18 protein-coding genes are annotated in these 25,647 nt (G+C 41.2%); 7 read left to right on the top strand and 11 right to left on the bottom strand.

The genetic code is table 11. The annotated features are described in order from the left end of the window. Window positions 1–52 precede the first annotated feature (52 nt). Window positions 53–1,219 carry a transcription antitermination factor NusB gene (nusB, locus tag E0F88_RS09490; protein ID WP_131957994.1) on the bottom strand — a complete coding sequence of 389 codons (1,167 nt, stop codon included), beginning with the start codon at window positions 1,217–1,219 and terminating at the stop codon, window positions 53–55. 468 nt (window positions 1,220–1,687) lie between these two features. Here nusB and E0F88_RS09495 point away from each other — a divergent pair, with 468 nt between their 5' ends. Then, window positions 1,688–3,469: an ABC transporter ATP-binding protein gene (locus E0F88_RS09495; protein ID WP_131957995.1), complete on the top strand. Its 1,782-nt coding sequence runs from the start codon at window positions 1,688–1,690 to the stop codon at window positions 3,467–3,469. Here E0F88_RS09495 and E0F88_RS09500 read toward each other — a convergent pair whose 3' ends face one another. Continuing rightward, entirely contained in the window at window positions 3,470–4,231 is a 762-nt protein-coding gene (locus E0F88_RS09500; protein WP_131957996.1) for a S24 family peptidase, read from the bottom strand. 134 nt (window positions 4,232–4,365) lie between these two features. On the opposite strand from E0F88_RS09500, the gene dinB reads away from it, so the two are divergent. The 4 genes from dinB to E0F88_RS09520 all read left to right on the top strand — a co-directional run bounded on the left by dinB (window position 4,366) and on the right by E0F88_RS09520 (window position 12,403). Further along, window positions 4,366–5,595 carry a DNA polymerase IV gene (dinB, locus tag E0F88_RS09505; RefSeq protein ID WP_131957997.1) on the top strand — a complete coding sequence of 410 codons (1,230 nt, stop codon included), beginning with the start codon at window positions 4,366–4,368 and terminating at the stop codon, window positions 5,593–5,595. Window positions 5,596–5,616: 21 nt separating this feature from the next. Continuing rightward, window positions 5,617–8,580 (top strand): DNA polymerase III subunit alpha, encoded by a 2,964-nt coding sequence (locus E0F88_RS09510; protein ID WP_131957998.1) that lies wholly within the window; start codon window positions 5,617–5,619, stop codon window positions 8,578–8,580. A gap of 114 nt (window positions 8,581–8,694) precedes the next feature. Then, the gene (locus E0F88_RS09515) at window positions 8,695–9,417 is read left to right on the top strand and encodes a lipocalin family protein (protein WP_131957999.1); all 723 of its coding nucleotides are present in this window, start codon (window positions 8,695–8,697) and stop codon (window positions 9,415–9,417) included. Window positions 9,418–9,601: 184 nt separating this feature from the next. After that, complete coding sequence (locus tag E0F88_RS09520; RefSeq protein ID WP_131958000.1) at window positions 9,602–12,403, top strand: M16 family metallopeptidase; 2,802 nt, start codon at window positions 9,602–9,604, stop codon at window positions 12,401–12,403. A gap of 188 nt (window positions 12,404–12,591) precedes the next feature. Here the strand turns inward: E0F88_RS09520 and tnpA are convergent, their stop codons facing one another. The 9 genes from tnpA to E0F88_RS09565 all read right to left on the bottom strand — a co-directional run bounded on the left by tnpA (window position 12,592) and on the right by E0F88_RS09565 (window position 20,205). Continuing rightward, a complete protein-coding gene (gene tnpA, locus E0F88_RS09525) occupies window positions 12,592–13,029 on the bottom strand; it encodes an IS200/IS605 family transposase (protein ID WP_131958001.1) in 438 nt (145 codons plus the stop codon). A gap of 440 nt (window positions 13,030–13,469) precedes the next feature. Beyond that, a complete protein-coding gene (locus E0F88_RS09530) occupies window positions 13,470–13,712 on the bottom strand; it encodes a DUF3820 family protein (protein WP_131958002.1) in 243 nt (80 codons plus the stop codon). 36 nt (window positions 13,713–13,748) lie between these two features. After that, window positions 13,749–15,212, bottom strand: a complete 1,464-nt coding sequence (locus E0F88_RS09535; RefSeq protein ID WP_131958003.1) for a nicotinate phosphoribosyltransferase — start codon at window positions 15,210–15,212, stop codon at window positions 13,749–13,751. 95 nt (window positions 15,213–15,307) lie between these two features. Next, window positions 15,308–17,569 (bottom strand): peptidase domain-containing ABC transporter, encoded by a 2,262-nt coding sequence (locus E0F88_RS09540; RefSeq protein WP_131958004.1) that lies wholly within the window; start codon window positions 17,567–17,569, stop codon window positions 15,308–15,310. Window positions 17,570–17,574: 5 nt separating this feature from the next. Next, the gene (locus E0F88_RS09545; RefSeq protein ID WP_131958005.1) at window positions 17,575–18,786 is read right to left on the bottom strand and encodes an HlyD family secretion protein; all 1,212 of its coding nucleotides are present in this window, start codon (window positions 18,784–18,786) and stop codon (window positions 17,575–17,577) included. Between the two features lie 228 nt (window positions 18,787–19,014). Then, a complete protein-coding gene (locus E0F88_RS09550) occupies window positions 19,015–19,230 on the bottom strand; it encodes a hypothetical protein (RefSeq protein ID WP_131958006.1) in 216 nt (71 codons plus the stop codon). Window positions 19,231–19,374: 144 nt separating this feature from the next. Next, window positions 19,375–19,593 carry a hypothetical protein gene (locus E0F88_RS09555; protein WP_131958007.1) on the bottom strand — a complete coding sequence of 73 codons (219 nt, stop codon included), beginning with the start codon at window positions 19,591–19,593 and terminating at the stop codon, window positions 19,375–19,377. A gap of 87 nt (window positions 19,594–19,680) precedes the next feature. Then, window positions 19,681–19,899: a hypothetical protein gene (locus E0F88_RS09560; protein ID WP_131958008.1), complete on the bottom strand. Its 219-nt coding sequence runs from the start codon at window positions 19,897–19,899 to the stop codon at window positions 19,681–19,683. Window positions 19,900–19,986: 87 nt separating this feature from the next. After that, window positions 19,987–20,205 carry a hypothetical protein gene (locus tag E0F88_RS09565; RefSeq protein WP_131958009.1) on the bottom strand — a complete coding sequence of 73 codons (219 nt, stop codon included), beginning with the start codon at window positions 20,203–20,205 and terminating at the stop codon, window positions 19,987–19,989. A 689-nt stretch (window positions 20,206–20,894) separates the two neighbouring features. Here E0F88_RS09565 and E0F88_RS09570 point away from each other — a divergent pair. Both E0F88_RS09570 and E0F88_RS09575 read left to right on the top strand, forming a co-directional pair. After that, window positions 20,895–21,164, top strand: a complete 270-nt coding sequence (locus E0F88_RS09570; RefSeq protein ID WP_131958010.1) for a helix-turn-helix domain-containing protein — start codon at window positions 20,895–20,897, stop codon at window positions 21,162–21,164. A 272-nt stretch (window positions 21,165–21,436) separates the two neighbouring features. Further along, the gene (locus E0F88_RS09575; RefSeq protein WP_165940026.1) at window positions 21,437–25,525 is read left to right on the top strand and encodes a hybrid sensor histidine kinase/response regulator transcription factor; all 4,089 of its coding nucleotides are present in this window, start codon (window positions 21,437–21,439) and stop codon (window positions 25,523–25,525) included. Window positions 25,526–25,647 lie beyond the last annotated feature (122 nt).

Below are 25,647 nucleotides of genomic sequence, written 5' to 3' on the forward strand. Positions count from 1 at the left end.
TGAAATTGGCCGGAAATTCAATTCCAAAACAGCAATTCCTCGCACTTCTACCCTATTTGTTATCAATTAATCCGCGTCCACTTTTTCTGATTACACCTTCTTTGGCAAGTTTCACAGAAAGAACATCAAGAACTCCGTTCACAAACTTACCACTTTTAGGAGTACTATACCTTTTCGCGATTTCAATAAATTCGTTTATGGTCACTTTCACGGGAATTCCGGGAAAATGTATCAGCTCGGCAAGGGCTGTTTTGAGGATAATCATGTCAACAAGTGCAATACGGTCGAGCTCCCAGTTTTTAAGCTGGTCGTCAAGATAAACATCGTACTGATCGCTTTCTTCAAGAACAATCCGGTACAATTCCTCTACAAAAGCGCTGTCCTCTTCCCAGTCTTTGGTGAGCGGAGCAATCTGAAGCGTTTCGCTGCTGTCTGCTGATTTTAAAGTTTTGATAGCCAGTCCACGGATGAGTTCGCTATGGTCTGTCCAGTAAAGATCGCGCTGTTCAAGATAATCAAGTGGTACTTCATGTTTCAGAATAACCTGTCTTAAAACATACTGCACAAGCAGCTGATCTTCTTCCGGCGTATGAACTGCCTGGCTGCAGTATTTTTCATATTCTGCATCTTTACGTAATGCTTCCCGGTATATTTTCCGGATCAGGTTCATTTCGTTGGTCCAGCTGATTCCGTTACGTATAATTTCTTCTTCCAAAGTTTTATCCGCTTCCAAAACCTGTATGACGCGGTTTGAATTAAGCCCTGAGTCTTTTGGGAATGGCGCTTCCGGATCGTCATATCTTCTTTCCCGGTCAAGTTTTGCCTGATGTGACAATTCAATTAGCATCGACAGTACCCGTATAAAATCTACATGAATTGATTCTGTTTCATTCAAAACGCGGCGAACCATTTTCTGTCCGTCACTGGTCGTTTGCCTTTGGTAAGCGAGAAAAGCGCTGTTTGCAACCGTAGTTACTTTGGCAGGAATTTCCTCATTCTCTTTTTGCCCGCCTGTTTTAATTAGTTCGTCGAGCACAACGCCGGCTTGCTTTTTCATAGCCGTTAGTTTAACACGATCCTGAAACTCCATAGAGTTAAGGTCCGGGGCAAATGCCTCTTCAATTTGATCCAGTGCCAAAAGGCGATTGGCATCAGCAGTCAATTTTCGCGCATAAAGCGCCTGAACAGCTTTTGTTCTTAATAATCTTCTATTCAGCATATGCCGGAATACTAATGGATAAAAAGGTACAGTAAACCAAAGAACGTGTCTGCATTTTATTGCAAGGTTTTTATGTTACAATACCCCGCGTTTCTTTTTAATTTGAGTGCAAAATTAGACTATTTTGTTAAGAATAGGAAAAATCACAACCATGCTTTTATTTTTGAAATGTTTAAACTCCCGGGAATACCAATCGTGATCAACACAGGCAGCATCTTAGCCTTATTGCGCTTCGAGCAGGCCAGGACAATTTCAGGAAGTTAAACTTTGTTTTTCAATGGTAAAATGAACTGATCAATCGTTTTTTCAAAACTAAATATTGATACCGCTTTAAGCCGGCAGCAGCGGACAAATTATTTAACTTTGTTGAAAATTGCACATGACATTCCGGACATTGAACATTTTAGCTCCGATTTTCCTTATTAAACTACCTTGTCTCACAAGGCTTCGTTTCTAATTCTATATCAAGTGAAAGCATTAAAGTACCTCAACCAGTACTTGTGGAAATATAAATGGTACCTAATCCTGGGAACCATCTTTACGATCGTTTCTAACCTTTTCGGCATTCTTCCTGCACAGCTGGTACGTTATGCCCTCGATTTGGTGATTGAAACGCTCGATATTTATAACTTATTCGGCGGTTCAGCACTCCAAAGCAAAATGTACGACATTTTTGCGTTCAGCATTTTGCTTTATGGGCTACTGATTCTGGCAATGGCCCTGCTTAAGGGAATATTCCTTTTTCTGGTTCGGCAGACGATCATTGTCATGTCGCGGCACATCGAATTTGATCTTAAAAATGATGTCTACAAGCATTACCAGACACTGCCAACGAGCTTTTTCAGAAGCCACAACACAGGTGATCTGATGGCCCGAATTTCGGAAGATGTCAGTAACGTCAGGATTTACGTTGGTCCGGCGCTGATGTACGGAATCAACCTGATTGTGCTGTTTTTTCTGGTTATTTCTTACATGCTTTCGGTGAACATGAAGCTTACGTTTTATGTCCTTTTGCCGTTACCGCTTTTATCGATCAGCGTCTACGTGGTCAACAGCATGATCATGAAACGGTCGCAGGAAATACAAAAGCAATTATCCGGGTTATCCACTTTTGTGCAGGAAGCATTTTCCGGTATCAGGGTTATCAAGTCGTTTGTGCAGGAAGATCATTCTTTCTCAAATTTTCAAAAGGAAGCTGAAGACTTTAAAAATAAGTCGCTCGGATTGACCAAAGTTGATTCATTTTTTTACCCTATTATTCTGCTGTTAATCGGGCTAAGTAACATTCTGATTATTTATGTCGGAGGAAAAGAGATCATTAACGGTAACCTTACGCCGGGGAATATCACCGAATTTATTTTGTACGTGAACATGCTAACCTGGCCCGTAATGGCGCTCGGGTGGACAACCAGTCAGATTCAGCGGGCGGCTTCTTCGCAACAACGTATCAATGAATTTCTGAATGAAAAGACGACGCTTATTTCGGATAAAAATGTCATTCATGCTTTGGAAGGCAGCATTACTTTTAGAAATGTCGGTTTTAATTACCCGGACTCGGGCATTCAGGCATTAGAAAGTTTTGACCTGAATATTAAACAGGGAGAGACAGTTGCCATTCTGGGAACAACCGGCTCGGGAAAAAGTACGCTTGCACATTTGCTTTGCCGTTTGTATGATCCTACGGAAGGAGAGATTCTGATCGACAACATTCCGTTAAAAGATTACGATGTGCATGCATATCGCCGCCAAATCGGTTACGTTCCGCAGGATGTTTTCCTGTTTTCCGATTCGATCGAAAACAATGTGCGTTTCGGTTCAGAAAACATGCAGTTCAGCAGAATTGAACAAGCGGTGAAAGATGCCGATTTGTATAACAATATAAAAGACTTTCCGCTCGGCTACGAAACCATGCTTGGAGAACGTGGCATTACTTTGTCCGGCGGGCAAAAACAGCGACTTTCGATTTCAAGAGCCATTGCACGCGACCCGAAAATCCTGATTTTGGATGACTGCCTGTCTGCGGTTGATACCAATACTGAAAACATAATCCTAAACAACCTGAAAAGGATTATGGACCAGCGGACTTCGGTCATTATTTCTCACCGGGTTTCCTCTGCAAAACTGGCAGACCGTATTGTGGTTTTAGACGATGGTAAAATTGTTGAACAGGGAACGCATCCAGAGCTTATGGCTAAAAACGGAGCCTATAAAGAATTGTATGAGAAGCAGTTGGTATCCGAAGAGGTCTAATCATTTTACAATTCTCCTGACTTCTTCCTTCAATTCCTTCATTTCCTGCTGAAGGCTGTACAAACTTACATTTTGAAAATCAGCTTCCAGGTCAAAGCTAAGCTTGCTGTTTACCTGCCAAAGCTCCCTTATTTCACTGCGATCGATACGAATCGGGCTATATTCCGGATTAATAGAAATCAGACTGATGTAAGTGCTTCCGCTATCCTTATGTATTTTTTTAACGAGGATACTGTCGGCCGTAACAACCACGTACATTCGGCTGGCGCTTAAATTATCCCAGTCATCCACAGCCCTTCCCACAATCCACTCTCCGGAATGCAGCACAGGCAACATACTTTCACCATCCACCTGAAAACCGCGAAAACTTGCGTTCCGATATTCGGGGAGCGGAATACTGAATGCGGGCAGACTTTCAAACCATTGCGTATCACCGATGTTCAGCGGATAACCGGCTGCCGCTTTCGCATTCACCATCACAATATTTTCTTTGCCTTCGCTATTTACTGTGATCACTTTCGGGCTCATTGATACTTCTTCAGCCCTAAGATATTTCTGGCCGCTTTCTCCGAAAAGCCAGAGTGGGTTAATATGATATTTTTTCAAAAGCTCCTTCACTGCATAACCCGGAATACGTGTACGACCTCTTTCAATGTCTGCCGTAGTGGCACCTATCCCAAGTTCTTCCGCAAAGGTTGCCTGCGTCAGCTTCAATTCTTCGCGTATCTGTTTAAACCGCCTGAATTCTTCTTCGATTGTCATACTTTCTGATCGATGGACCTAACTCATTAATAATCTCAAAGATAAAAATAATTTGGAATATTTCCTTTCTCAAATCCGGATCATTTCCATATATTTGGAAATAATCCATAAATTTGTAAAAATTCCAAACCAATATGGACCGCACGATATTACACATGGACCTGGATACATTTTTTGTATCTGTTGAAAGGAAAAACGACGACCGTCTGAACAACAAACCTGTTCTGGTAGGCGGAATAGGCGACCGCGGCGTGGTGGCAGCATGCAGTTACGAAACACGCGCATTTGGGATACATTCGGGCATGCCCATGAAAATGGCCAGAAATCTTTGCCCGGAAGCCACGGTTATCCGCGGAGATGCCGGCACCTACTCGAACGAGTCAAAAATTGTAACGGAAATTATCAGACAAACTGTCCCTGTTTTCGAAAAGGCCAGCATCGACGAATTTTATGCGGATCTGTCGGGAATGGATCGATTTTTCAGCTGCCATCAAATGGCTTCTGAACTCAGGCAACGGATCAAACGTGAGAGCGGGCTACCCATTTCATTCGGGCTTTCTGCTAACAAACTGGTTTCAAAAGTGGCCACAGGCGTAGCAAAGCCGGATAATGAAAAGAGGATCAATCAGGGCGATGAAAAGGTTTTTTTAGCTCCGATGCGGATTCAGAAAATCCCGATGGTAGGCGACAAAACAAATCAGCTGCTTGAAAATCTGGGGATCAGATATGTAAAAACAATACAGGATATGCCCATGGAAATGATGGGCAAGGTTTTGGGCAAAAACGGTATAGCACTCTGGAACCGGGCAAACGGGCGTGACGACTCTCCAATCGTTCCGTTTCACGAACGCAAATCGATTTCCAATGAACGGACTTTCGGGAAAGACACCGGCGACGTAAAAAGAATGAGGGAAATGGTAAGGGCTATGGGCGAAAATCTGGCTTATCAGCTCAGGAATGGAAACAAATTAACATCCTGTGTTTCTGTCAAGATCCGGTATTCCGATTTTAATACCTTTTCAAAACAAATTAAAATCCCTTACACTTCCGCAGATCACATACTCATTCCGCAAATTGAAAGGCTTTTTGACCAGCTTCACAACCGCCGTATGATGGTGAGACTGGTTGGCGTAAATTTCAGTGATCTGGTGACTGGAAATTATCAAATCAATCTTTTTGATGATTCCGAAGAAAAACTGAATCTGTACATGGCAATGGATTATATCCGAAACCGGTATGGAACCGATCGTAACGGAAACTCAATCCTGAGCTGGGGAACCACAATAGGAATTCCAAATATTGCCAGCATGGGAAATCCGTTTAACGGCGAACCACCGGTTATTCCTGCACATCGGAATGCCTGATTAACTTCAAAATACAAAATCATGTTACTCAACTGTCACTCTTTTTTCAGCCTCCGTTACGGGATGATTCCGGAGGATCAGCTCTTGAAAATGGCGCTTGAAAACGGCTATGGCTGTATTGCGCTTACCGATATTAACAATACATCCGGCTGCCTGAACTTTATACGCGAATCACAGAAGTATAATATCAAACCCATCGTCGGCATTGATTTTCGTAACGGGAATCAGCAGCAGTTTGTAGGCATTGCAAAAAACAACACAGGATTTCAGGAATTAAATGGTTTTTTATCAAAACACTTACACACAAAAGAAGACTTTTCCGATCAGGCACCTTTGCTTGATAACGCTATTTTCATTTACCCGTTTGAACAATTGCTGAGAACTCAGAAAACTTCCTTTTTCCCAAATGAATATATTGGAATTGCAATGAAAGACCTGACCAGGATACAGTTTTCCCATTTGGCAAAACATGAAGATAAACTGGTCATTTTGCAGCCTTTGACTTTCCGAAACAAAAAAGACTTCAATGCACACCGACTGTTAAGATCCATTGACGGAAATACGCTGCTGAGCAAACTGATTCCCGCTGAAACGGCCGATGAAAACGAAATGTTATTACCGTTAAATATTTTGAAATATCATTTCAAAGACTTTGACCCTATCATTTCAAATACCGAAAAGCTGATGAATAGCTGCCATATTCATTTTAGTTTCGGAGATGATAAACAACACCAGAACCTGCGCATTTTTGGAGAAAGTAAAGAAGACGACTATCAGCGAATCAGGCAACTGAGCTATAAAGGTATTGGGTACCGCTACGGCGACTCAGTCAATGACGAAATATTTGACCGGATTTCCATGGAACTCGATCTTATTGAAAAACAGAACTTTATACCTTTTTTTCTGGTAAATCATGACATCGTAAGTTTTGCAAGACAGAAAGGTTATTATTACGTCGGAAGAGGAAGCGGAGCTAACAGCATTATTGCATATCTGCTCAATATTACCAATGTTGATCCTATTGAGCTGGACCTGTATTTTGAACGGTTCATGAACCTTCACCGGAAAAATGCTCCTGATTTCGACATCGATTTTTCTTGGCGCGACCGTGAAGATGTTACAAAACACATTTTTGATAAATATGGTAAAAACGGCCAGGCTGCATTGCTCGCAACATACAGTACATTTCAGCACAGTGCAGCTGTACGTGAGCTTGGGAAAGTATTTGGTCTGCCCACTTATGAAATTGACGCACTGAGTGATGGGAAGTATGACCCTAAAAAGCTGGATAAGCTTTCAGGTCTGGTACTTAACTATGCCAGATATTTTCAGGAAAACAATCAGCCCAATCACCTGAGTATCCATGCCGGCGGAATTCTTATTTCCGACAAACCTATCAATTATTTTTCGGCAACCGATTTGCCTCCAAAAGGATTTCCTACCACACAGTTCGACATGGTTATTGCTGAGGATGTTGGCCTTAATAAATACGATATTCTTGGACAACGCGGTTTGGCAAAAATTAAAGAGACCCTGGATGTCATTCGTTACAACCGTCCGGACGCTCCTGTATTTGATATCGATGACGTAAAAAAATTCAAAACCGACCCTAAAATCAATGATCTGATCAAACAGGCACAATGTATCGGGTGTTTTTATGTAGAGTCTCCAGCCATGAGAATGCTGCTGAAAAAGCTGGAAGTAGATAATTATCTGGGTCTGGTTGCGGCCAGTTCGATCATCCGGCCCGGTGTGGCAAAAAGCGGAATGATGCGGGAATACATTTTACGTCACCAAAATCCGGAAAGGGTAAAGGACGCCCATCCCATTTTGCTCGATCTGATGAAGGAAACTTACGGAATCATGGTCTACCAGGAAGACGTAATCAAAGTTGCCCACTACTTTGCCGGTTTATCGCTGGGCGAAGCAGATGTGATCCGCCGCGGGATGAGCGGAAAATTTCGCGGGCGTGACGAATTCGAAAGGGTTAAAAGAAAGTATTTTATCAACTGCAAAGCCAAAGGATACGAAGAGAAAACGATCCAGGACATTTGGGAGCAGATCGCCAGTTTTGCAGGTTACGCTTTTGCAAAAGGACATTCTGCATCTTATGCTGTGGAAAGTTATCAAACCCTGTTTTTGAAAGCATATTATCCGCTGGAATACATGGTTGCCGTTTTAAATAACGGCGGTGGCTTTTACGGACCTGAGTTATACGTCCATGAAGCCAGAATGCTGGGTGCCAATGTGCTTGCACCCTGCGTGAACAACAGCAAGGCCGAAACGGTTATCAAAGGAACTGACATTTACCTCGGCATGCAGTTTTTGAATGAAATCGAGGATAAAACAATCGGCAAAATACTTGAAGCCAGACAGCAGGACGGCATATTTACATCTCTGAAAAATTTCCTCGAACGCATAGCTATTTCTATTGAACAGCTTACCATCCTGATTCGTATTGGCGCATTTCAGTTTACAGGAACCGATAAAAAAACTCTGCTATGGAAAGCACACTTTTGGATTAATAAAACACCCAAAGTTCCACAGAAACAATTATTTCATTCTGAGGTAAAAGACTTCGAACTGCCGGTTTTTGACACTTCACCGATTGATGATGCTTATGATCAGATCGAGTTACTTGGTTTCCCGCTTTGCAGTCCGTTTGACCTGGTAAAATATGGCTTACCCAAGAGTGTTATGTCAAAAGACCTGCATCATTTCATCGATCAGGATGTGATACAGTATGGTTATCTGGTAGCTACAAAAACCACAAGAACTTCAAAAGGAGAAACCATGTATTTTGGTACTTTTCTGGATGAAGAAGGTCAATTTATTGATACCGTTCATTTTCCGCCAGTTGCAGCAAAATATCGTTTTTCAGGAAAAGGTGTCTATAAAATCGTGGGAACAGTAATGGAAGAATTCGGCTTTTTGACTGTGGAAGTAACGGAGATGATCAGGATGGATTCGGCTGAGCGATTTTAGTAAACTGAAAGCGATTCTTGTGCAGCACTATAATTCATAAAAAGATTTCGCGTTCTTCAAATATAATTTACGACCAAACCTCTTTTTGGTCTTTGAACGCAATTCTGTTTCTGCATGAAAATGAAGTCCTTTTTTTCCCTGGTACTAATCGGTTTATGTATTTCCTGCACCAAAGAATCCGGCTCAATAACAGGAAGCTGGGTTACCGACATGAACGGACAGCCTCAACATAAACATGGTTTTATTTTGAAAGATGAAGGCACCGCATCTGCGGTCAATATGGGTGATACCATTTTTCAGAAGTGGGAAAAACAAGGTAACAGACTTATTTTATTTGGAAAAAGCACACCGGATGAATCAGACAACAATTTCACCGATACCTTAAAAATTGTCGCTGTGAACGATAGTATTATGGTACTTCGAAAAACCGGCGGACAGGAAATAACATACAGCAAAACGACAAAGGCCGATAAACTTGTAAGTGATTATGAAACTTATGAATGTTATGCTTATCAGACAAAAAAGGATACCGCCTTTATGCGTCTTAACATCACAGATGGAATCGTTACGGGAACCCTTGAATATCTGCTTTTTGAAAAGGACAGCAACGACGGATATTTACGGGGGAAAGTTGCGGGAGATACGCTTTTGGCAAATTATACCTTTGTTTCGGAAGGGGTGGAATCTGTTCGGGAAATTGTAATGATTAAAACAAAAAACAATTGGCTGGAAGGTTTTGGAGAAACCGAAGAAAAAGCAGGATCTGTAACTTTTAAGGACCGCACCAAATTAAGATTCAGGAAAGGTTTTCTTTTTAAAAGAATTGAATGCCCGTGAGTAGGTTTAGGTTCTTCAAACGACAGTAATGAATTTAGCAAAAACACTTCAAATCATTATTCCTTCCCGAAAAGCCGACTTCTGGTAACCGGAATTCTATTAAACATTTTAGTCATCTTTTTGACAATCGCATTCTTTAACTATATCTTTCGTTTTTAATACATTTTATCAAAAACTAACAATAATGAGAAAGGTATTTTTATCATGGTGCGCCATTGGATTGGGCACTTTACTCTCCGCCTCTGCACAGGATTTATCTAAAAAAATTCCGCTTGACCCGGATGTTAAGATCGGAAAATTGAAAAATGGAATTAGCTATTATATCAGAAAAAATGTTGAGCCAAAAAACCGGGCTGAATTAAGGCTGGCGGTAAAGGCCGGGTCTTTACTGGAAACGGATGCTCAGCAGGGACTTGCTCACTTTATGGAGCACATGAATTTTAACGGCACCACCAATTTTCCTAAAAACGAACTTGTAAATTTTCTTCAGAAAACCGGTGTTCGTTTTGGTGCGGATTTAAATGCCTATACCAGTTTTGATGAAACAGTTTATATGCTGCCCATCCCAACCGATTCCGCAGGCCTGCTCGATAGAGGGCTTCAGGTATTGGAAGACTGGGCCCACGGAGCTTTGCTTGATCCATCCGAGATTGAAAAAGAAAGAGGTGTTGTTTTAGAAGAATCACGGATGGGACGCGGTGCACAGCAGCGTATGCGTGACAAATATTTCAAAATGATCCTGAACAACTCCCGTTATGCCGAACGTTTGCCGATTGGAAAGGATAGTATTTTAAAAGCCTTCAAACCGGAAACGATCAAGGCGTTTTACAAAGACTGGTACCGCCCGGATCTGATGGCGGTTATTGCTGTCGGAGATTTTGATCCTGCAAAAGTGGAAGCGACGATCATTCAAAAATTCAGTTCTATACCGGTTCCTGTAAAGCCTAAAAAACGCACAGAATATACGATTCCACTTGACGGAGCTACTAATGTGGCTATCGTAACGGATCCTGAATATCCCCAAAACCTGATTCAGGTAATTTACAAACAGCCTGAAACAAAAGAAAAAACCTTACTTGATGTCAGAAACAACATGGCACAAGACCTTTACAACGCCATGATGGGACAGCGTATGCAGGAACTTACGCAAAAAGCCAACCCTCCGTTTTTGTATGGCGGAAGTCAGTATGGCGACTTCCTGGGCAATCTGGATGCGTACACTTCTGTGGCGCTTGCTAAGGATGCAGCTTCCATGGAAACGGCTCTGACAGCAGTACTTGAAGAAAATGCAAGAGTGCAAAAATTCGGATTTACAGCACCGGAACTTGACCGTGCCAAAAAGGATTTTTTGAATTCGATTGAGCAGGATTATAAAGAAAAAAATAAAACAAAATCCGCCGAGTACGTTCAGGAATATTTAGGCCACTTTCTTCATGATGAAGCATTTATGGGTATTGAAGAGTACTACAGTCTGGTTAAAAAAAATCTGGATGGTGTTTCTCTGAATGAGGTTAATGCGCTTGCGAAAAAATACATCACGGATAAAAATATCTCGGTGGTTTTAATGGGTCCTGAAAAAAGTAAGGATGCTTTGCTAACCGAAGCGAAGATTCGTTCTCTTTTGGCAGGAACAGGAAAAAACGTAACTGCTTATGTGGATGATGTACTGGATTCTCCATTACTTTCTGCTGAGCCAAAAGCCGGCAAAGTGGTAAGTGAAAAAGCATTCCCAAAGCTGGATATGACTGAACTTGTTTTATCAAATGGGGTGAAAGTAATGCTTAAACCAACAGATTTTAAAAATGATGAGATCCTCCTGAAAGCAACCGGAAAAGGTGGATATTCACTTTTCCCGGGCGAGCGTGAAACGGGAATGTTTACCAGTTATATGATCCAGTCTGGCGGTGTCGGACCTTACAATCAGACTCAGCTGCAAAAATTCCTGGCAGGCAAAACAGTCAATGGAGGACCATTCGTTGGTGAACTTACTGAGGGTGTAGGTGGAAGTACCAATCCCAAAGATCTGGAAACAACCTTACAGTTAATATACGCTTATTTTACGGCACCAAGAAAAGATGCAGAAGTCGTTGCGGGAATGTTGGCTAACCAGAAGTCATATCTTGAAAATATGAAAAAGACGCTTACGCCTGAAAAAGTTTTTTCGGATACGCTGAGCGCGGTACTAAGCAACTACAATCCTGACCGCCGTCCGCTAACACCTGAAAGCATTGACAAAGTAAATCTTGATCGTGCGCTGACGATGTACAAAGACCGTTTCTCCGATGCTTCTGATTTCGTTTTTACTTTTGTTGGGGCATTTAAAATTGATGAAATAAAACCTTTGCTTGAAAAATACCTGGGTTCACTTCCATCAACAGATCGTGATGATACCTTCAAACATCCAAATATTTTCCCTCCAAAAGGCCGCATCGAAAAAACGGTTTACAAAGGACTTGAACCAAAAAGCCGGGTTTCATTAATTTCCAGTGGTGAATACACTTATAGCCCTGAAAACAATATTCAGATCGAGGCCTTGCAGGAAGTGTTGCAGATTAAACTGATCGAAGCACTTCGTGAAGAAGAAAGCGGTGTGTATGGCGTAAGTGTTTCCGAAAGTACCGAGAAGTTCCCAACCGGACATTATCGTTACAGTATCGGCTTTGGATGCGCTCCGGAAAATGTCGATAAACTGATTAAACGAACTCAGGAAGAAATTACAAAAATCAAACAGAAGGGCGCCGACTCAAAAGACATTGACAAGTTTGTTGCCGAAACGAACCGTAAAATGGAAACATCGCTCAAAACAAACGGTTTTTGGCTGAACTACCTGGATAATAATACCTATTTGGGTGATGATCTTGATGAAGTTTTCCAACAGGAAAAATTATTAAAATCAATCACAACTGAAAGTACCAAAGCAGCAGCAAACACCTATTTTAATGATGACAACTTCATTAAAGTTGTATTGATGCCTGAGAAGAAGTAGCGGCTTGCGCTAAAGCCCTGAGACCCCAGGCTAAGCCTGGGGTTATTAATTCCTCAACGCATAACCGGCCTTAGCCAAAGTAATTTAGAGCTAACTCAAATCCTTATCCAGCAAGAACTTTACCAGGCAAGTTACTAACCCCAGGCTCGAGCACGGGGTATAAACGTCGCCATAAACAGTAGATGGCTTTAGCTAAAGTCTCCTTCTATGTATCCAATTCCTTTAAGAAAAATCTGATACTCTTCCTGAAACGTTCTCCGTTGATGGTGTGTCTGCTGTCTGTCTATATAGTTTCTGACCAGATTTACTTTGTCATTACTAACAGATGCTGCGAAATATTGGGCACTCCACTCAAAAACACCATTTATTAGATTGTTCTTGTTTGCCCAATAAGCGCTTTCGCCTTTAAGAAGTTGTATTTGTTTGGCAATACTCAAATCTGCCTTTAATAACATCAATACATGAACGTGATCATCATGGCCATTGATTCTGTCGATATAAATCCCTTTATCCTTTGCATTACCTGCTATATGCGTACAGATGGTATTTAAGATTGGCGGTTTTAGGATTGGTTGTCTGTTTTTGGTTCCCCATACAGCATGTATCCAGATTTTCAGATAGGCCATTTACAAAGTGTTTTACATTAAATCGAAAGTCAATTTAATGTTAGACTTTGCGTTTTATTTCTCGTTTCTGTTTGTGTGTAAAAAACTTTGCTGGAATCACTTGGGCTAAAGCCCGGAAACTTCAAGAACTTCTGCTATTCCCCAGGCTCAAGCCTGGGGTTAGGTGTATTCTACCCAGGGACTTAGCTCTTTGTGCTGTCCAAATCTCAGGCTTGGAGGCACGAGATAACTTATAACTTCTTCCCAAAGCCAGAATCCGGCGAGACTGCTATACTGTCAATAACCCCAGGCTTCAGCCTGGGTCCCTAAAACCTCACAGCATAATCGGCTTTAGCCAAAGTAAGTTACAACTAACGCACGTCATCCAAATAACCCCAGGCTTGAGCCTGGGGTTATTAATACCTTAACGCGTAACCGGCTTTAGCCAAAGAAACTTACAGCTAACGCCCACCTCCATACAGCTTCTTCAACCCGTCAATCAAAAACATCAGGTCATTTAACCTGATCTCGTACATGGTGCTCAGCATCATTCCCAGTTTACCGGCAGGAAATCCCTCACGTTCAAACCATTCAAGATAGGATACCGGCAAATCGGTGATGAGCCAATCTTTGTATTTTCCAAAAGGCATCCGATACTTGACCAACTCCTTTAGAATTTCAACGTTCGGTTGAGGTACTTCCATTATTTGTATGATTTTGATACGATAACATCTTTCTACCTATTTCGCAGCCCTTAACTTTACGATCAGATCTGTCTTCATGTCAAACAATCCTTTTTCCAATCCCACCGGGTAAGTATGCGGATTTACGAAACGCTTTATACCGTTGTGAAAATGAGATAATTGTTCCTGAACACGCTTCCTGGTTTCATGAATAGAAGGCAAGGTATAAACCAAAGCACCTTTCGCAAAAACCGGTACAAGCAAATCTTCATACATTGTATTATCCGAAAATGACCGGTTTTTGGTAAAATCATACGGGTCAACCATGGTAGCCTTGCCGATGACCGGCGTTTCCATATTGAAAATCATGTCAGAAATAAAGCCCTTTGCATCTTTAAACCTCCTGACCTGCTGAATCCCGGGCGTTGATACCTTGATCGCCTGTTCCGATAGTTTTAGCTTATAATCCCACTCTCCTACTTCATTTTTTATAGCAGCCAATTTGAAAACTCCTCCCAACGCAGGCTGGTCATAAGCAGTTACCAGCTTGGTACCTATTCCCCAGATATTGATTTTTGCTCCCTGAATTTTAAGACTGTCCATAATGTACTCATCCAGATCATTACTGGCAACAATACTCGTTTTTTCAAATCCGGCTTCATTCAAAAGCTTTCTTGCTTCAATACTTAAATATGCCAGATCACCTGAATCGAGACGAATGGCGCCAAGGTCAAATCCGCGTTCACGAAGTTGTTGTCCAACTGTAATAGCATGCTGAACCCCTTTAAGCGAGTCGTACGTATCAACAAGTAATGTCACGTTATTGGGCATGTATTTCGCATAAGTTTTGAATGATTCCAGCTCGGTGTCGAACGACATGACCCAGCTATGCGCATGCGTTCCTTTTACCGGAATCCCGTAAAGTTTACCAGCCAGCACGTTGGAAGTTGCGTCAAACCCGCCAATGTAGGCAGCCCGACTGGCGGTCATTCCTCCATCGGGTCCTTGTGCCCTTCGTAAACCAAATTCAAGCAGGGAATCATCCTTGGCAACCAACCGCATTCTGGCTGCCTTTGTTGCTACCAAAGACTGAAAGTTTATCAGATTCAGTAATGGTGTTTCGAGTAACTGACATTGTAAAATCGGCCCTTGTACTCTTAGCAAAGGTTCATTTGGAAACACAACCGTTCCTTCGGGCACCGCATCCACGCTGCATTGCAGTTCCATGGTACGCAGGTAATCTAAAAATCCGGGCTCAAACAACTTTTCTCCATCGCTGCCCGTCAGCGAACCAACATATTCCAGATCCGCTTCATCAAAACGATATTCGTTGAGATAATCAATCACGCTGCTTAGTCCGCAGGCGATTGTAAATCCACCCTGAAACGGATGTTTTCTGAAATATAAATTAAAAACTGCCTCCTGTTCAGCTTTTCCTGACTTCCAGTAACCATAAGCCATCGTAAGCTGGTAAAGGTCGGTAAGCAATCCAAGGGAAGTATCGTATAACCGGTTGATCATTTCAAATTCGATTTGTAAAACAGAAAGCCTAATTACTAAAAAATTCCCGGTTATTTCAGCCGGGAATTCATTTTGAAATATCAAAACAGATAAAATCAGTTCACACTTTCGAGGATAGGAAACTGCTGTTTCCACATGTCGTAGTACTTGCCCTTTTTGGTCAACAGCTTTTTGTGGCTGCCTTCTTCGATTAATTTGCCTTGCTCCAAAACAATGATTTTGTCCGCGTTCATGACCGTACTTAGTCTGTGCGCAATAATAATAATCGTCTTATTTTTCTTCCGGAGCGACTGCACGGCCAGCTGAATATGCTGTTCCGATTTGGAATCCAGAGCAGAAGTAGCTTCATCAAGAATCAGAATTTCCGGATCCCGGTAAAGTGCTCTTGCAATAGCCAGGCGCTGTCGCTGCCCGCCTGATAAACTGGTACCATTTTCACCAATGTATGTATTAAATCCATTAGGCAAATTTTCGATGAACTTCATAATATCCAAATCCTGACAAATGGCGACGATCTTTTTCATATCCGGTTCAAATTCGCCGACCGCGATATTATTGATCACGTTTCCGGCAAAAAGATGAACATCCTGAGGAACGGCGCTCACCATCTGGCGAAGACTGTCATTGGTCAGGTATTTAATATCAAATCCACCAAGCTGTATGTTTCCTCCTTCAATCGGATAAATGTTTTGCAGTAGTGAAAGCAATGTCGTTTTTCCCGATCCGCTCTCACCAACCACAGCGGTAATTTTGCCTTTCGGTATCAGTAAGTCCAGACCTTCAAAAACTGTAACGCGTGTCCCATAACGGAAATGAACATTTCTAAACTGAATATCACCGATCATATCCGGTGTCAGCACAGCCTTATTTTCAAGTGATTCCCTTTCAATATCCATAATCTCAAACAAACGATCCGCGGCAATAGAAGCGTCCTGGATAGTTTTGTTCATACCGATCAAACTTGAAACCGGGCCTGTAAAGTAGCCGATGATTGCATAAAATGACAAAAGTTCACCAGGTGTTATAATTCCATTAAGCACGAAAAGCGAACCTGCCCAAAGAAGTATAATGGTAAAAACATTGGCCACAAACCCGCTAAAATCTCCAATCCAGAGTGCATTTGTATTCGACTCATAAACAGACTTTAGCATACCAACAAACCTTGTTTCAGTTCGCATGTTGGTAAAATCTTCCAACCCAAAACGTTTAATAGTACTTACAGAATTGATCGATTCTACCAGCTGCGCTTCCAGCTCGGCAGAACTTTCCATCAGTTTCCGCTGTGTCGTTTTGTTTACTTTGTTGGAAAAATAATAGATGATCGCATACAACGGAACCACGCACATCATGATCAGCGCCAGTTTCCAGTAGTACGTAAACATCATGATAAAGGAAAAAACCAGGATGAACATATTGACTGCAAAGCCGATCAAAACATCATTTATAAAAACCCTGATTTTTACAGCATCATTGATCCGCGAAATGATTTCTCCAACACGCATGTTATCAAAGAATTGCTGGGGAAGCCTTAGCAAATGTTTGTAATAACCCAAAATAAGCCTTGCGTCAATCTGTTGCCCTGTTTTAATGGTGAGTAAACTTTTAGCATGATTGATCACTACCCTGAAAAACAGAATACCGATCATAATCACACCCATCAGATTGAGCAGATTTTTGTTTCCTTCCGGCAGCACATTATCGACTATTTTTTGCAGGAAAATTGATGTGGAAAGACCGAGCAATGTATAAATTATTGCCCCCAAAAGAACCTGTAACAAGGTAGAACGATGTGGTTTCAGCAGATACCAGAAACGCTTGTTAACAGATATTTTTTCATTTCCCTCTATAAATGAATCCCCCGGCTGAACCAAAACAAGCACTCCCGTCCAGATGCTTTTAAACTGGTCATAAGTAAGGCTCATCATTTCGCCGCGCGCAGGATCCATTACCTCAACAATCGTATCGGTAACGTTATAGACCACTACATAATGATGCAGGATTTTGTTGATGATTACGTGGGCGATTACGGGAACCGGCACATGTGGCAGCTGTTCAAAATCAGCTTTGACACCTTTTGAATTAAAACCAAGTTTGGTCGCTGCTTCAATCAGACCCAGCACATTTGTACCCTTCTTATCGGTTGAAGCATACTGCCTGATGCGGGCCACCGGTATGGTAAGTTTGTAATAAGCAGATATGGAAGCAAGACAGGTCGCACCGCAATCCGTCAAATCGTGTTGCTTTATAATCACATTTCTAAGCCTGTTTTTTGTACTTAAAAACGGAATTTTCTCCGAAAAAGAATTGGTCAGGCCTTTAACCCTGGTCCATATACGACTAAGAGAGAGTTTGTCCATTACGTTTAATTTAAGGGCGGGGTTTCAGCTGTTGCAATTAAATTTGGATTCAGCCAGTCATCGGCTTTGTCGTACAATAGTTGAAATAAGGTGCGTTCAGTAACTAAAAACCTGGCTTGAAGAGTCATCCCTTTTTTCAGTTTGCCCTCATAGCCGTTGGGAAGTTTCAGAGAATTTTTGTCAAGCTGGCAGCGAACTTTAAAATAAGGAAGCGTTTTCCCATCTGTATATACATCATTGGATATTGAAATCACTTTGCCGGTTACCAATCCCCACTGATTGTAGTTATATGCATCAACCTGTAACCTGGTAATCGTTCCGGGCCGGATTAGTCCGATGTCTTTTGGCATTACATACATCTCAGCCACCATTGCTTCATCGGGAGAGATCTCCGCAAGAAATTCGTTAGAAGTTACGATACTGCCTGGTTGTAGACCTTTCAATTGCTGCACAGTACCGGAAATAGGCGCTTTAACGACGTAAAAGTCTTTTTCTCTTAGATACTGTTTATCCTGAGAATTCAACTCGCGTGTTTTCATCTGTAACTGGGTCAATTCGGCTTCCCATCTTGCCTCCTCTTCCTCCATGATGGTTTTAATCCTGTTATTTGCAGAACTGTGCTGAAGAACTGCCCTGTCGAATTCTGCTTCAGAGATCGCTTTTACATTATGCAGTGTTTTACTTCTGGCAAAATCCTTTTCAATGGTGAGAAGTGTTGTTTTAGCATCTGAAATTTTTTGCCAGAAAAGTGCGAAGTCTTGTTTGTACAAACCACTTACCAATCCCGGCTTTTTACTCCAGTTGTTTGTGCGGCTTAGGTGAAGCAAAGTATTTAAATCGTCGATCTGATTTTCGTAGTCTCCCTTTTGTGCTCTCACAAGCTGATTTTGTTCTTTAAGAATTTCCGCCTCTATCTTTAAAAGTGTTTGTCCCTTTACAACCCGCTGATTTTCTGAAACAAAAACAGAATCAAGCCGCCCGCTTACAAGTGCTTTAATCTCATTTCTGTCATCGGTTGAACGGATAATTCCGGTGCTGCGAACACTGACATCAACCGCAATCACGAACAGGGAAATGAAAGATATGATGGTGATAAGCATCAGCATCTGATACACCAGTTGCGAGCGGGTATTGTGCTGATGAAAGTGATAATCAGATGTGTATTCCAGAATCTCCGGAGGGAAAATTTTATTAGAATTAACGTCTTGGTTTTCCATATATCCTGACAAAAGAGTAAATACCTATACGTTAGCAATTATTATACCAACACACTGATTATCAAATATTTGAATTAAACAATTAGGGAATATATTACAACCTTAAGGAGTATTTAGATTGATCTAAAGCTGCTGATTGAGCGTACTCACGCGAGGATTAAATCCGTTTAAAACAACAAAGCGGAGATATCGAAACTGATATCTCCGCTTCTTATAGCCTACTCAATATTAATTAGATAGTGAGTTAAATATTCCTCCCAAATCCAGATTCAAACCGAAACTTGTTTTCTCAGATGATCCGTCGTCGTCTACTGATTCATGGCTAAAGTTTATACCAAGTCCGCCAAATAATCCTCCGGAGGATTGCGAATCATTGTTTCCCAGGCCCAAAAGACCACCATTGATCTCTCTCATTTCAGCAAGATTTAATTCCTGAAGTTTCATAATTTAAAATCGTTTTGTTTAACAATACCAGAATAATCTTCCGGTTCAAACATTATTGAAGTTTAACCAAAATGTCAACTATCAGAAGTCAGAAGGGTTTACACCAGGCAAGCCCTTCTGATTTCTTTTTTCAGTTTTCATTTATTAACTCTTTAAGGAGTTGAAGATTCCGCCCAGATCCAGATTGGTTCCGAGTGCTGTCGTTTCTGATGAACCATCGTCATCAACTGACTGGTTTGCGAAATTAATTCCCAGGCTTCCGAAAAGTCCGCCGGATGATTGTGAATCGTTACTATTTCCTAAGCCTAACAGACCACCGTTGATCTCTCTTGCTTCTTCCAGATTTAATTCCTGAAGTTTCATAATTGACAAATGTTTAGATATTAGTGTGCACTTACTCTTTTGCAGGTTTTCAGCTTTCCCCTGTTGATGAATCGTCATCGGTATTTATTAACTCTTTAAGGAGTTGAAGATTCCGCCCAGATCCAGATTGGTTCCGAATGTTGTCGTTTCTGATGAACCATCGTCATCAACTGACTGGTTTGCGAAATTAATTCCCAGGCTTCCGAAAAGTCCGCCGGATGATTGTGAATCGTTACTATTTCCTAAGCCTAACAGACCACCGTTGATCTCTCTTGCTTCTTCCAGATTTAATTCCTGAAATTTCATAATTGACAAATGTTTAGATATTAGTGTGCACTTACTCTTTTGCAGGTTTTCAGCTTTCCCCTGTTGATGAATCGTCATCCGTATTTATTAACTCTTCAATGAGTTGAAGATTCCGCCCAGATCCAGATTGGTTCCGAATGTTGTCGTTTCTGATGAACCATCCTCATCGACTGACTGATTTGCGAAATGAATTCCCAGGCTTCCGAAAAGTCCGCCGGATGATTGTGAATCGTTACTGTTACCAAGTCCTAACAAGCCACCATTAATTTCTCTGGCCTCTGTTGAGTTCAATTCCTGAAATTTCATAATTGACAAATATTAAATGAAACAATCGCCTACTCTTTCTCAGGTTTTCAGCGTCCCCTGTATTGCTTGTGTTTGATTGTTAATTTTAAACATCTATGCCATTGACCAATAAGTACCTGATAATGAAACAACTGCAAGGAATAACATACAACTTCCAAGAATATACGTGATTGATCTAAAGTAATCAGGCTGTCGTATCACGCGCGCTCTTCCTATATACATGTAACCATTAATCACATTAGCTATAAGATTGTTACAGTTATATTAATTAAGGGAAATATATAAAATATGCCATTTCGACTCCATGGGCAGAAATCCGGCCCGATCATACCCAAAAACCAAAATTCAACTTTGACCTATTTCTCCACAATCAGAGAAATGCACTCGCCACATACGTAAGTTAAACTTCAATTTTGCCAAACTAAGTCATTCTGTCAGGATTACAGCGACTGGTATTTGACCGTAGATCTCTTCAAATTTTTAACAAATGGATCAAGTGTTGACAGGCTATATGTAAAATACTATAAATCAATATTTTAATACAAGAAAAACCCTGTTTGTGAAGATTCATATGTAGGTAAAGCGGTTCTCTTCGACAAGCTTATTCGAACTAAGTAATCTTAAGACACAATCTGATCGTAGGTTTAGTACATTAACTGGAAATCGCCTGACACTATAATTCAATCGTTATGACTCAGACCGTAGAAGCTAAAATCAGATCTGTTGCCTCTAATATTCGGAAAATAAGAGAATTTAGAGACTACACACAGGAATACCTGGCGATGAAACTTGGCATTTCTCAAAATGCATACAGTAAAATAGAACTTGCATATACCCGAATAACCTTGGAGCGTCTGATACAAATAGCTCAGATACTGGAAGTAGATTCTGTTGATTTGATGACAAGCAGCAGTGAAGAACTGATCAGGCTGCATACATCACAATCGAAAAGTTTCTGATTTACGTTCTCCCTTCTTTATCAATGTTTCGTTTTCATGCTATTAAGAAACCCATTGCAATCTGCATTAGCGTGTTCACCTTTGGCAATCACCTTAACTATTTAACTCAATTTACGGTTTGATTCCTCTGCTTTTTTACAAATAAGTGTTACATTGGATTATCTGTAACCCTTAAAGATCGACTTTGGATGACGGTGAAGCAATTGTTTTTCACCCTGTTTTTGTTTTGTGGTTTTTCAATCACATCGGCTCAGCCCACTTTATACCGTTTTATGAAACTTGATAATCGTCAGGGATTATCGAATAATCAGGTGACCTGTTTTCTAAAAGACAGCCGTGGCCTGATGTGGTTTGGTACCATATCTGGTTTAAACCGCTACGATGGTTATAGCATAAAATCTTTCCGAAATGACATCCGGGATTCTGCCACGCTGCTAAACAATAATATCATAAACCTGTTTGAAGATCCGGCCGGAAAGATATGGGTTACAACGATTGAAGGCACCAATATCTACGACCCGCGTACGGAAAAATTCATCAGAAACACAGCTCCTTATGCAAGTTACTTCGGCTTGCCCGATGGATCGGTAACCAATATTATCAAGGATTCCCAGGGTTCCTTTTGGTTTATTCATGAAACAAAAGGCATCTACATTTATCGCGCATCTTCTGACAAAAAGATCATTCATCTAAGTTATCCGCCAGGAACAGATAAAGCTGGCGGATCAAATCAGATTGCTTCATTGGCAGAAGATAAAAGCGGGAACATGTGGATCATCCACAAAAATGGTGTGCTTGACAAAATGAATATAGGCTCGTACAAAATTCTTTTCAGAACTTCCTACCTAAAGAATTTGAACAAAGGTGAATCTCTGTTGTACAACATCACTATCGACACCGACGGAGATCCCTGGCTTTACGTTTTGAGAGCTAATCTTGGTGTTTTTTATTTCAATAACCATTCGAAGAATTTTTTAAACATTACAAAAAATTCATTCTCTGTCAAACTGACCTCAAACATTATTCAGGGGATCGTGCAGGACAACCAGGGATTGATCTGGATTGGAACAGATCATGGCGGTATCGACCTGATTAACAAAAAAACCTGGGAGACAACCTATCTGCTACATGATGAAGACAATGACAAAAGCCTGAGTCAAAATACCATAAACAGCTTATATAAAGATAGTTGCGGTATTATCTGGACGGGAACTTACAAAGACGGGATCAATTACTACCACGAAAATATTTTTCGTTTTGCACTATATCAGAACGACCGGTCCAAACCGCAAAGCCTGCCTTACAATGATTTTAACCGATTTGCTGAGGATGACCAGGGCAACCTCTGGCTGGGCGGGAATGGCGGCGGATTAATTTACTTTGAGCGCAAAAAAAATACATATACACGGTACCTGCACCAACCTGACAACCCTGCCAGCCTGGCGAGCAATGTGGTTGTAAGTCTGTTTATTGACAGCAGCAAACGACTTTGGATCGGAACCTACTATGGTGGATTAAGCTATTTTGATGGTAAAACTTTTACAACGTATCGCCACGATGCTTCGGACAAAAACAGCATTGCGGATGACAGCGTTTGGGAAATTTTCGAAGATTCGAGGAAAAATTTATGGATCGGCACACTTGATGGCGGACTTGACCAACTTGACAGGACCACCGGGAAATTTACTCATTTCCCCAGCGGAGGTGCCAATTCTATTCATGCGGGTTACGTAAGTGAGATAACCGAAGACAACGAAGGAAATATCTGGGTTGGGACTTCATACGGTTTGGAAAAATATAGTTACAAAACCAACAGTTTCATCCATTTTTTAAGCAATGCAGAAAAGCCAGGCTTTCTCAGCAACAACCTGATTCACACAATTTATGAGGACAAACGCGGAAATCTGTGGATTGGAACACATGAAGGGTTGAACTTGTACGACAAACAGAGTCAAACTTTCCGTTCCTTTGGGAAGGAAGACGGGATGTCGCATAACACGATATTATCCGTTACCGAAGACAAACAGGGTAATCTTTGGTTTGGCACTCCCGAGGGTATAACCCGTGCAGAGATCGAATGGCAAGGTAAAGATCTGATACCTCATTTTGTCAGGTATGATGAAACGGATGGATTGCAGGGTAAAGAGTTTAATGAAAACGCAGCCTTGCAAACCAAAGATGGCGAACTCATTTTCGGAGGTTCAAAAGGCTTTAATCTGTTTCGTCCGCAGGATATCCGAACCGACTCCTCGTTTCCAAAAATCTTTCTCTCGGATCTCTATCTTTTTAACAAAAGGGTGAACATCGGAAACTCTTCGGATAACAGGACAATCCTGCCGGTTACTTTGAATGAGGTAAAAGAAATAACACTGAAACATAGTGAAAATGTTATCACAATTGAATTTTCGGCACTTAATTTCCTGCATCCTGAGAAAAATCAATATTTGTATCAGCTGGAAGGATTTGACAAGGGATGGATATCCGGTTTTGATAACTCCCGTAAAGCAACCTATACCAACCTTGATCCCGGTGTTTATCTTTTCAAAGTAAAGTCAACAAACAGTGAGGGTGTCTGGGGTAAAGAAGGCGTCCGGCTAAAAATCACCATCCTGCCTCCGCTTTGGCTTACAAAAACGGCGATTGCTTTTTATCTTCTGTTAACGATTTTTATTTTATACCTGGCACGAAAAGCAATCCAGCGAAGAGAACAGAATAAATTTAAAATCCAGAAGGAACGTGAAGAAGCACAGCGTATGCATGAGCTGGATCAGATGAAAATCAACTTCTTCACGAACGTAAGTCACGAATTCCGAACGCCGCTAACATTGATTCTTGCTCCGTTGGAAAAAATCTTAAAGCCATCCTCAAAAGTGCCGCGACTGATTCAACAGGATAAAAATCATGAAGGTCAGCTACAATTGATTCATCGAAATGCCAAAAGGCTTTTAAATCTGGTAAACCAATTATTGGATTTGGGGAAGCTTGAGTTCCAGGAAATAAAATTTAATCCCGCCGAAGGAGATATTATCCGGTTCATCAGAGACACCACTTTTTCTTTCTCCGATCTTTCTGAAAAACAACACATTACTCTTTCTTTTGATTCCGATATCATTTCGCTCCGGACAGCGTTTGACGAAGATAAACTGGAAAAAATTCTTTTTAATTTACTTTCCAATGCTTTTAAATTTACTCCCGATGGTGGAAATGTGAATGTAACAGTGCAGCCAAAATCAACAGACGCGGATCAGTTTCTGGAAATTAAAGTGAAGGACTCCGGTATAGGAATTCCTCTGGAAAAACAGGAAAAGATCTTCGAACGATTCTATCAGCACGATGTTCCTGCAAGCATGATGAACCAGGGTAGCGGAATTGGTCTTTCCATAACCCGGGAGTTTGTAAAGATTCATGGCGGAACGATACAGGTAGTAAATGAATCGGAAACGGGAAGTTGTTTTTCAGTTGTAATACCGGTTCAGGAAATCGTTAATGAAACTGCGGATGATTCTGATAAAACCGAACTCTTATCTTTTTCTCTAAATAAAACTTCGGATGAACCTGAACAAATTTCTGAGAAACCGGAAGAGTCAGCGACTATCTTACTCGTTGAAGACAACTTTGAGTTTCGTCAGTATTTGAAAGAAATTCTTGCTGATCAGTACACCATTCTGGAAGCTGGCGATGGTAAAAATGGATTGGAAAAGGCAATCAACGAAATGCCCGACCTGATTGTGAGCGACGTGATGATGCCGGAAATGAACGGGATTGATATGTGCAAAAGATTAAAAGACAATGCGCAAACTTCCCATATTCCGGTGATCCTGCTTACTGCCAGAAATTCGGATGAGCAAAAATTGGAAGGCTATGAAACCGGTGCCCAGGATTACATCGAAAAGCCATTCAATTTCGAATTACTTCAGTCAAAGATCAAAAGTTTGCTCAAACAGCAAAGTGCAGCCCGGAAAGCTTACCGGCAGCAAATTACCATCAAAGGGAAAGATGTCGCAATTAGTTCGCTGGACGAAAAACTGGTTCAAAAGGCAATTGCCATTGTTGAAAAAAATATATCCAATCCGGACTTTTCAGTGGAAGCTTTCAGCAGTGAACTGGGCATGAGCCGGATACACTTATATCGTAAACTGCAAAGTCTTACAGGTAAATCGCCGATCGATTTTATCCGCTCGATCCGCCTGGAAAGATCCAGGCAACTGCTCGGACAAAGCCAGCTGACAGTGGCAGAAATTGCCTATCAGGTTGGATTCAACAACCCTAAATATTTCGCCAAACACTTCCGCGAAGAGTTCAGTGAGCTTCCTTCTTCGTATGCCATGCGGGCCAGAATCAATAAAGGTTCCGCCGCCTGAAAACCTTTCAAATAAGACGTATTTCAATAAAAATCTTAAATGTTACATACATCAGGTAACTTCTGATAGCCCAATATGTAACATTTGAATACCCCAACTGGTCGCTTATAAACTTAGTTTTG

The sequence above is a fragment of the Dyadobacter psychrotolerans genome (assembly GCF_004349265.1).
Taxonomy (GTDB): domain Bacteria; phylum Bacteroidota; class Bacteroidia; order Cytophagales; family Spirosomataceae; genus Dyadobacter; species Dyadobacter psychrotolerans.

Coding starts and splice junctions, on each gene's coding strand:
- E0F88_RS09530 (WP_131958002.1), bottom strand. CDS start 13,712: ATGGAAGTACCTCAACCGAACGTTGAAATTCTAAAGGAGTTGGTCAAG.
- E0F88_RS09520 (WP_131958000.1), top strand. CDS start 9,602: ATGAGAAAGGTATTTTTATCATGGTGCGCCATTGGATTGGGCACTTTA.
- E0F88_RS09500 (WP_131957996.1), bottom strand. CDS start 4,231: ATGACAATCGAAGAAGAATTCAGGCGGTTTAAACAGATACGCGAAGAA.
- E0F88_RS09565 (WP_131958009.1), bottom strand. CDS start 20,205: ATGAAATTTCAGGAATTGAACTCAACAGAGGCCAGAGAAATTAATGGT.
- E0F88_RS09555 (WP_131958007.1), bottom strand. CDS start 19,593: ATGAAACTTCAGGAATTAAATCTGGAAGAAGCAAGAGAGATCAACGGT.
- nusB (WP_131957994.1), bottom strand. CDS start 1,219: ATGCTGAATAGAAGATTATTAAGAACAAAAGCTGTTCAGGCGCTTTAT.
- E0F88_RS09535 (WP_131958003.1), bottom strand. CDS start 15,212: ATGATCAACCGGTTATACGATACTTCCCTTGGATTGCTTACCGACCTT.
- E0F88_RS09550 (WP_131958006.1), bottom strand. CDS start 19,230: ATGAAACTTCAGGAATTAAATCTTGCTGAAATGAGAGAGATCAATGGT.
- E0F88_RS09540 (WP_131958004.1), bottom strand. CDS start 17,569: ATGGACAAACTCTCTCTTAGTCGTATATGGACCAGGGTTAAAGGCCTG.
- E0F88_RS09510 (WP_131957998.1), top strand. CDS start 5,617: ATGTTACTCAACTGTCACTCTTTTTTCAGCCTCCGTTACGGGATGATT.
- E0F88_RS09515 (WP_131957999.1), top strand. CDS start 8,695: ATGAAAATGAAGTCCTTTTTTTCCCTGGTACTAATCGGTTTATGTATT.
- tnpA (WP_131958001.1), bottom strand. CDS start 13,029: ATGGCCTATCTGAAAATCTGGATACATGCTGTATGGGGAACCAAAAAC.
- dinB (WP_131957997.1), top strand. CDS start 4,366: ATGGACCGCACGATATTACACATGGACCTGGATACATTTTTTGTATCT.
- E0F88_RS09545 (WP_131958005.1), bottom strand. CDS start 18,786: ATGGAAAACCAAGACGTTAATTCTAATAAAATTTTCCCTCCGGAGATT.
- E0F88_RS09560 (WP_131958008.1), bottom strand. CDS start 19,899: ATGAAATTTCAGGAATTAAATCTGGAAGAAGCAAGAGAGATCAACGGT.
- E0F88_RS09570 (WP_131958010.1), top strand. CDS start 20,895: ATGACTCAGACCGTAGAAGCTAAAATCAGATCTGTTGCCTCTAATATT.
- E0F88_RS09575 (WP_165940026.1), top strand. CDS start 21,437: ATGAAACTTGATAATCGTCAGGGATTATCGAATAATCAGGTGACCTGT.